This window comes from Bradyrhizobium sp. 23, from assembly GCF_023073295.1.
In the GTDB taxonomy this organism is placed as follows: Bacteria; Pseudomonadota; Alphaproteobacteria; order Rhizobiales; family Xanthobacteraceae; genus Bradyrhizobium; species Bradyrhizobium canariense_D.
The window spans coordinates 253,388-256,175 of sequence record NZ_JADPJF010000070.1; the positions used below are offsets into that span (position 1 = coordinate 253,388).

Here is a 2,788-nt window from a genome sequence, read left to right on the forward strand (position 1 = left end):
AGCGACGGCGCGAATTGCTGACCGCGCTGCTGTCGCGGATCGTGGGCAAGCACGCGGCAAAGCGCGCCATGCGGGACACGGTTGATTTGATCTTCGTGCTGACGAGTTATCCGACGTTTGCAGCGCTGAGCCGGCAGCGGTCGACGGAGGAGGTCTGTCGCTTGCTGCAGACGGCGTGCCACGCGGCTGTGGACGGGCTGAAGTAAGCCGGCAGCAGGCGGCGCTACTTCATCTTGAACTTGCTGTACGCTTCGCTGGTCGCAATGATGACGTGCTCGGCGCAGGCGTTGACGCGGTGCGGATCAGCCTCCGTCTCGTAGGCCTTCGAGGTCATCATGTCGATGAAAGCCGTGACGGTGGGATAATAGACCAGCGCCGCGAAATCCCAGTCGTTGCCCTGCTGCGGGCCGAGCGCGACGGCCCTGGCCTCGCCGGTCCAGAGCAGCGTGCCGCCGCGTGCCTTGATCATCGGCACTGTGACCGCACTGTAGCGCAGATAGGCGTCCCAGCCGGAACCGTCGCCGTCGCCGGAGTGCGCGTGGAAGCGCATCAGGTTCAACATCACCACCGGTGCATGCCGATCGAGCCGATCAAGGCCATCGATGTTCAACATATTAACCGCCAATGCCGCCTCCTCTGGTCATGCCTGCATTGTAGCATTGCGGTCGCATGACTTGTGTCACGACGCAAATCCGGCGCAAGCTCGTATGCAACGCCAATGACGATCGCTTCGCCCGCGCCACCGGCCTCCAATCCGGCCAGTTGGCTCAACAACCAGCCTTATCTGCTGCTCAGCCTGAGCTCGCTGTTCTGGGCCGGCAACATCGTGCTCGCGCGCCACGTCGGCGCGCATGTGCCGCCGCTGACGGTGACCACGATCCGCTGGTTCGGCGTGTTCCTGATCCTCCTGCCCTTCGCCTGGCCGCATCTGAAGCGCGACTGGCCGAATCTGCGCAAGAGCCTGCCGCTGATGCTGTTCCTGTCGCTGGTGGGCTTTGCCTTCAACAACGCGATCTCGTACTGGGCGATGCAGTACACGGAAGCGCTGAACGCGCTGCTGATCCAGTCGGCCGGACCGTTGTTCGTGGCGCTGTGGTCGCTGGTGCTGTTCGGCGTGCGGCTGACCGGTGCGCAGCTCGCCGGCATCGGGATCTCGCTTCTCGGCGTGCTGATCATCATCCTGCGCGGCGATCTCGCCGCGCTCGCGAGCATCAGCTTCAACAGGGGCGACATCATGTTCGCCTCCTCGCTGGTGGCGTTCGGGATCTACTCTGCCTTCATCCCGCGGCGGCCCAAGATCCACCAGCTCTCCTTTCTCTCCTTCACCACCTGCTGCGGCGCGACGATGCTGCTGCCGACCGCGATCTGGGAGGCCTGGAGTGGTCGCGTCCTGCAACTCGACGGGGTGACGCTAGCGACGCTGGGCTACATCCTGATCTTTCCCTCGACGCTGGCCTATCTCTTCTTCAACCGGGGCGTGGCGCTGATCGGCCCGAACCGCGCCGCGCCGTTCTTCCATCTGGTGCCGGTGTTCGGCTCGGCGATGGCGATCCTGCTGCTCGGCGAAAAGATTCAGCCCTTCCACCTGATCGGCTACCTGCTGGTGCTCGCCGGCGTCGTGATCGCCTCGCGCCAGGGTTCTGCGGTGAAGTAATTCCGCGACGCGAGACGAGGCGACAAACTCGCGCCTTCCGATTTCGACGAGGAGACGCTAGGTTCCCCGCCAACCAAAAAAGAGGGAACGACCAGACATGCTTTCAGCGTTGATCCGAAACCTGCGTGCCATCGGCACGGGCGCCCTTTGTCTCGCCGCCGCGTCCGCTGCGCAGGCCGACAATTATCCGAGCCGCAACATCACGCTGGTGCTGCCGTTCGCCGCCGGCAGCGGCACCGACACCACGACGCGGCTGATCTCGCAGCATTTGTCGCAGGCCCTCGGCGTCGGCATCGTCATCGAGAACAAGGCGGGCGCCAACGGCATGATCGCCGCCACCTATGTCGCGCGCGCCGCGCCCGACGGCTACACGCTGCTGGTGACCACCAACACCACGCATTCGGCCAATCCCTATCTGCTCAAAAGCCTGACCTACGATCCGGTCAAGGACTTCACCCCGATCGCGCGCACCGGCGACCTGCCCTTCATGCTGGTGATCCACCCGGAGGTGCCGGCCAAGACCGTCGGCGAGCTCATCGCCTACGGCAAGGCCAATCCGGGCAAGCTGAGCTACGCCTCGGGCTCGTCCTCGGCGATCGTGTCGGGGGCGACCTTTGCACACAATGCCGGGCTCGACCTCCTGCACGTGCCCTACAAGAGCTCGCCGCCGGCGCTCAACGACGTCATGGGCGGCCGCGTCTCGATGATGTTCGTGGACATCCTGACCGGCCTGCCGCATGTCCAGGGCAACGCGCTACGCGCGCTCGCCGTCACGACGAAGGACCGCTCGTCGCTGGTGCCGAACCTGCCCTCGATGCAGGAGGCCGGCGTGCCGGACTTCGACATCTCGTCGTGGCAGGGCTATTTTGGCCCCGCCGGCATGCCCAAGGAGATCGTGACGCGACTCAACGCCGAGATCCGGAAGATCGTCGAGAAGCCGGAGATCAAGGCCCAGCTCGCCACCCTCGGCATGGACGCGTTTTCGGGCACGCCCGAGCAGCTCGGCACGTTCGTGAACGAACAGCTGGTGTTGTGGGAGAAGCTGATCCGCGAGGCAGGGATCGAGAAGCAGTAGGGGCTCGCGAAAGCCGCGCGCTCGGCATTCTCCGTCATGGCCGGGCTTGTCCCGGCCAT

Annotated in this window: 3 protein-coding genes and 1 pseudogene; 3 read left to right on the top strand and 1 reads right to left on the bottom strand. The window is 64.9% G+C overall.

Annotated features, from left to right (window positions below; genetic code table 11):
* Positions 1–206 (top strand): annotated as a pseudogene (locus tag IVB32_RS19085) (TetR/AcrR family transcriptional regulator); the annotation flags it as partial.
* A gap of 17 nt (positions 207–223) precedes the next feature.
* On the opposite strand, the gene IVB32_RS19090 reads toward IVB32_RS19085, so the two are convergent.
* The gene (locus tag IVB32_RS19090; protein WP_018453850.1) at positions 224–613 is read right to left on the bottom strand and encodes a hypothetical protein; all 390 of its coding nucleotides are present in this window, start codon (positions 611–613) and stop codon (positions 224–226) included.
* Positions 614–718: 105 nt separating this feature from the next.
* Here IVB32_RS19090 and IVB32_RS19095 point away from each other — a divergent pair, with 105 nt between their 5' ends.
* Positions 719–1,654, top strand: a complete 936-nt coding sequence (locus IVB32_RS19095; protein WP_007614154.1) for a DMT family transporter — start codon at positions 719–721, stop codon at positions 1,652–1,654.
* Between the two features lie 97 nt (positions 1,655–1,751).
* Positions 1,752–2,729 carry a tripartite tricarboxylate transporter substrate binding protein gene (locus IVB32_RS19100; protein ID WP_018453849.1) on the top strand — a complete coding sequence of 326 codons (978 nt, stop codon included), beginning with the start codon at positions 1,752–1,754 and terminating at the stop codon, positions 2,727–2,729.
* Positions 2,730–2,788 lie beyond the last annotated feature (59 nt).

Bases quoted from the DNA above. Each gene is read 5' to 3' on its own strand.
- IVB32_RS19095 (WP_007614154.1), top strand. From the start codon at position 719: ATGACGATCGCTTCGCCCGCGCCACCGGCCTCCAATCCGGCCAGTTGG.
- IVB32_RS19100 (WP_018453849.1), top strand. From the start codon at position 1,752: ATGCTTTCAGCGTTGATCCGAAACCTGCGTGCCATCGGCACGGGCGCC.
- IVB32_RS19090 (WP_018453850.1), bottom strand. From the start codon at position 613: ATGTTGAACATCGATGGCCTTGATCGGCTCGATCGGCATGCACCGGTG.